Source organism: Azospirillum formosense (assembly GCF_013340925.1).
Lineage (GTDB): Bacteria > Pseudomonadota > Alphaproteobacteria > Azospirillales > Azospirillaceae > Azospirillum > Azospirillum formosense.
This window is the reverse complement of sequence record NZ_WHOR01000351.1, coordinates 1-4,858: the sequence shown is the minus strand read 5'-3', so window position 1 is coordinate 4,858 and position 4,858 is coordinate 1. Positions and strand designations below refer to the sequence as shown.

4 protein-coding genes are annotated in these 4,858 nt (G+C 70.5%); all 4 read right to left on the bottom strand.

The genetic code is table 11. The features are described 5' to 3' along the window. Nucleotides 1-326 (bottom strand): response regulator transcription factor (locus tag GBZ26_RS26920; protein WP_174441454.1); only part of this gene is annotated, 326 nt, incomplete at its 3' end. A gap of 34 nt (nucleotides 327-360) precedes the next feature. Next, a complete protein-coding gene (locus tag GBZ26_RS26915; RefSeq protein WP_174441453.1) occupies nucleotides 361-1,851 on the bottom strand; it encodes a PAS domain-containing sensor histidine kinase in 1,491 nt (496 codons plus the stop codon). A gap of 175 nt (nucleotides 1,852-2,026) precedes the next feature. Then, a complete protein-coding gene (locus GBZ26_RS26910; RefSeq protein WP_174441452.1) occupies nucleotides 2,027-3,700 on the bottom strand; it encodes an FAD-dependent oxidoreductase in 1,674 nt (557 codons plus the stop codon). A 228-nt stretch (nucleotides 3,701-3,928) separates the two neighbouring features. Next, nucleotides 3,929-4,789, bottom strand: coding sequence for an efflux transporter outer membrane subunit (locus tag GBZ26_RS26905; protein ID WP_282184359.1), 861 nt, complete (start codon nucleotides 4,787-4,789; stop codon nucleotides 3,929-3,931). Between the last annotated feature and the right edge of the window lie 69 nt (nucleotides 4,790-4,858).

The window sequence follows — 4,858 nt, the reverse complement described above, 5'->3', positions numbered from 1 at the left end:
ATCAGCGCCTGCTCGTCGAAGGGCTTCTCCACGAAGTCGACGGCGCCGGCCTTCATGGCCCGCACCGCCAGGGGCACGTCGGCGTGGCCGGTCATGACGATCACCGGCAGGCCGCGCCCCTCCTGCACCAGACGCTCCTGCACGTCGAGCCCGCTCATCTGCGGCATCCGCACATCGACCAGCAGGCAGCCGGGACGCGACGGCGCGTCCGACTCCAGAAAGGCGAGGGGGGACGCGAAGCCCTCGACCCGGAAGCCCTCGCATTCCAGCAGGATCACGACGGAATCGCGCACCGCCTCGTCGTCGTCCAGGACGAAGACCGTCATGTCCGACGGGGATAATTCGGGCGGCAATGGGGGTTCAGGGCGCATCATCCTCTCCGGCAACCGGCACGGTGAAGGCAAAGGTGGCCCCTTCCTCCCCCGGTTCCAACCACAGGCGGCCGCCATGGGCCTCGATGATCGACCGGCAGATCGACAGGCCGAGCCCCATCCCCTTCTCCTTGGTGGTGACGAAGGGCTGGAAGAGCTGGGCCAGGACGGTGTCGTTCAGGCCGGGGCCGGTGTCGCGGACGGTGACGCGCATCAGCGCCGCCGACTCCGGGTCGGGACCGGTGGCGACCGTCAGTTCCCGAATCTCCGACTCGGCCATCGCCTCGATGGCGTTGCGGACGAGGTTGAGGACGACCTGCTGGATCTGGATCTTGTCGATCAGCACCGGCCGCTCGTCGCCGCTCATCTCCAGCCGGACATGGACGCCGCGCTCCTTGGCGCCGACCAGGGCGAGGGCGCTGGCCTCCTCCACCACCTTTCCGATGCTCTCCACCGTGTGTTCGGTCTGGCCCTTCTCGATGAAGTTGCGCAGGCGGCGGATGATCTGGCCGGCGCGGGCGGCCTGGGCGGTGGCCTTGTCCATGGTCTCCCGCGCCTTGTCCGCCCCGTCCGGACGGTCGAGCAGGCGCTTCACCGCCTTGGCGTAGTTGATGACGGCGGTCAGCGGCTGGTTCAGCTCGTGCGCCAGGGTGGAGGCCATCTGGCCCATGGCGCTGACCCGGCTGACGTGCAGAAGCTCGGCCTGAAGCTCCTGAAGGCGCTTCTCGGTCGCCTGCCGCTCGGTCAGGTCGCGGATGAAGCCGGTGAAGCAGCGATGCCCGGCCAACTGCACCTCGCCCACCGCCAGCTCCATCGGGAAGACCGAACCGTCGCGGCGCAGGCCGGAGACGACCCGCCCGATGCCGATGATCCGGCGCTCCCCGGTGGTCAGGTAATGGTCCATGTAGCGGTCGTGCTGCTCCCGGTAGGGGGAGGGCATGAGCAGGCTGACGTTCCGCCCCGTCACCTCGGCGGCGCTGTAGCCGAACAGCCGCTCCGCCGCCGGGCTGAAGGACTCGATCAGCCCGCGCTCGCTGATGACGATGATCGCCTCGGGCACCGTCTCCAGGATGGAGGTGAGGCGGGCCTCGCGCTCGCGCAGGGCGGTTTCGGCCCGCTTGCGCTCGCTGATGTCACGGATGATGCCGATGTAGACCCCGCCGCCGCCGGCCTCCCGCCAGGCCTCGCCGACCGACAGCTCCATCGGGAAGGTGGTGCCGTCGCGGCGCAGGCCGGTGACCTCGCGCCCGATGCCGATGATCCGGCGCTCCCCGGTGCGGTGGTAGCGCTCCAGATAGCCGTCATGCTCCTCCCGGTAGGGCGGCGGCATCAGCATCTTGACGTTGTGGCCGATGACTTCCGCCGCCGTCCAGCCGAACAGCCGCTCGCAGGCCGGGTTGAAGGTCTGGATGCGCCCCTCGGCATCGATGATGACGATCCCGTCCGGCACCGTGTCCAGCATGGCCTGAAAGCGCAGCATGAGGTCCGGATTTCCCGTCCCGATATCGTCCGCCATCCCCGTCCCCAACGTCCCTTGTCCCTTGGACCCTTCTTGCCCCAAGAGTAGTTGAGTTGATTTCTCGGTCAACCGGGATTGGGGCCGGGATAGGGGGTTGCGGGCGGGAACATGCTTCCCGCCCGCGCCGGACCGGCGTTCACGCCGCCTGCTGGCCCTCCAGCGTGACGGCGCGGTCGTGCTGAAGCTGGGCCGAAACCTCCTCGGCGAGGCGGAAGGCCAGCGCCACGAGGTTGATGGTCGGGTGGTCGCAGCCCATGCTGGGGAAGACCGAGCTGCCCCCGATGTACAGGTTGTGCATCCCGTGCACTTTGCAGCGCGCGTCCACCACGCCCTGCTTCGGGTCGTCGTGCATGCGGGTGGTGCCCATATGGTGCCAGCACCAGGAGATGCGCTCCGCCCAGGCGCGTTCGGCGGCCTCCTGCGGGTCGGGGTCGGTCACCGTGATCAGGCCATTGCGGGTCAGCTCCGTCCGCACCAGCTCGTTGGTGCGCAGGAAGTTGTCGCGGTCCTGCTCGGTCAGGCGCCAGACCGTGTCGGCCCGGTTGAGGCCGAGCGCGTCGCGCTCCGCCGCCAGGGTGACGCGGCTGTCCGGGTTGGGCACCGGCTCCACGATGGTCTCCAGCAGGAAGCTGCGCGCCACCCAGGCCGGGTTGACCACATTGTCGAACAGCGCGTAGGCGAGGTTCGGCAGATGCAGCGCGATCTGCGGCACCGCCTCGCGCAGCAGGGCGCGCAGGTCGCCCTCGGCGTGGCCGAACTTGCGGCGGTCGGACATCAGCATGCGCAGGTCGTGCAGCGCGCGCACCCCGGCGGTTGCCTCGCCGTGGTACTGCGCCACCAGATAGCTGCGCGAGTTCATCAGCCCCAGCCGGCGCTGCGTCTCCACCGTCGGCGACAGGGAGGCGGAGACGGGAAGGTGCTTGGCGTTCAGCCGGCGGCGCGACAGGGTCAGCGTCATGTCGTAGAGGCGGCGGTGCCGCGCCTGGTCGGTCAGGCGGACGGAGCCGGCCTTGATGCGCGGGTGGTCGGTGAAGTAGCGGCCGACCAGATCGTGGCCGTTGCCCAGACCGGCGCTCTGCACCCGGTTGGACAGCAGCAGCAGGCGGGCGTTCTCGATGCCGCCGCAGCACAGGACGAACTGCCGCGCGGTGACCGTGAAGCGGGCGCCGCTGAGCGCGGCGCAGCGCACCCGCTCGACCACCGTGGCGGTGTCGTTGGTCTCGAACTCGGTGACGTTGGCGTTCAGGTAGCAGGCGATGTTCGTGGCCTGGACGATCTCGTCGACGGAGGTCACGCCGACGCGCGGCTGGTCGCTGATCTGGGCGATGCGGTTCTCCAGCGCGCCGCCCTCCACCGGCAGCAGCTCGATTCCGTCCGGCGCCAGGGTCTGTTCCCAATGGCCGTTGTCGTAGATGCGCGACGGCAGGTTCAGATGGCTGTGGGCGCGGGCGTAGTAGGGGGCCAGAACCTCCGGTCCGAAGGGCCAGCCGCTGTTCGGCACCCAGGGCCGCGCCTCCATGTCGATCGGCTCGAAGGGCCGGCAGAAGCCGCCCCAGCAGTTGGTGCTGCCGCCGAAATAACGGCTGCGCGCGGTCGACAGCCGCTCGTAGGGCAGGCCGAGATTCTCGCCGGCGTAAAGCGACTGGGTGTGGCCGTCGGGGTCGAGCCCACCGCTCTCCAGGAGGACGATCTTCCAGCGCGAACCGGCCAGCGCACGGGCAATGGCGAGCCCGGCGGCGCCGGCGCCGACGATGCAGAGGTCCGCGTCAAGGTTGGTGCCCGAGGACACCGAGCGAGCATCGAGGATCATGCTGCGCCTGCTTTTCTTTGGGGTTGAACGCACGGGACTCAGATAAATCTCAAGTTCCCGGTGACGTTACTGAAATTGCGGGCTAGCCCGTCCAGTGGGATAACCCCGGCGCCACCCAAACCGTCAGCATTTGCGCGGATTTTACCCGTTTTTCCAAAGGATTGGCCGCCTCCCTCCCGCACCACTTCCGATGCGGAGTCCGAAGGGGTAGCCCGGCCTTTCCCCGGATTAAAAATTCGGCGGAGTGCCCCCCAGCGCCTGGAGAAGCGAGACGGCAGCCAGCAGGCGGCTCTGCCGCACCGACAGGGCGCTTTCCTCGTCCGACAGGGCGGCGGTCTGGGCGGTCAGGACGCTGCTGTAGGGCAGGGTGCCGGCCCGGTACTGGTTCAGGGTCAGCCGCTCCGCCTCGCGCGCCAGCCGCACCGCGTCGTCCTGCACGGCGGCCTGCTGCGCCAGGATGCGCTGGGCGGCGAGCTGGTCCTCGACCTCTTGGAAGGCGGTCAGCACGGTCTGGCGGTACTGCGCCACGGTCTGGTCGAAGACGGCGCGGCGCAGCTCCACCTCGGCCGTCCGCGTGCCGCCGTCGAACAGGGTTTGGGCGACCTGCGCCCCGACTGCCCAGAGCGCTGTCGGCGCCTGGAGCAGCCGCGGCAGGATCGTCGCGCTGTTGGTGAGGGAGCCGGACAGCACGACGTCCGGATACCAGGCCGACTCCGCGATGCCGATCTGGGCGTTGGCCTGGGCCATCTGCCGCTCCGCCGCCGCGATGTCCGGCCGGCGTTCCAGCAGGGCGGAGGGCACACCGGGCGGGATCGCCGGGACCGCCGCGGTCAGAGGCGCCGGGGCCAGCACGAAGGCGGCGGGCGCCTGCCCGACCAGAACCGCCATGGCGTGCTCGAACTGGGCGCGCTGCACCCCCAGCGCCACCAGCTGCGACTCGGTGGAGCGGACCTGCGTCTCCGCCGTGAAGACGTCGGCCAGGGTCGCCGTGCCCACGGCGTGGCGGCTGCGGGCGGGCCCCCACGCCCGGCGGGGGGGGGCGCGGGGCCCCCCCCCCCGCCCCCCGTGCCCCGCCCCCCCCCCGCGCAGGGGGGTGGGGGCGGGGGCGGGCGCCCGCGCCCCCCGGGCGCCCGGGGGGCCAACGGGGGGGGCGGGGCC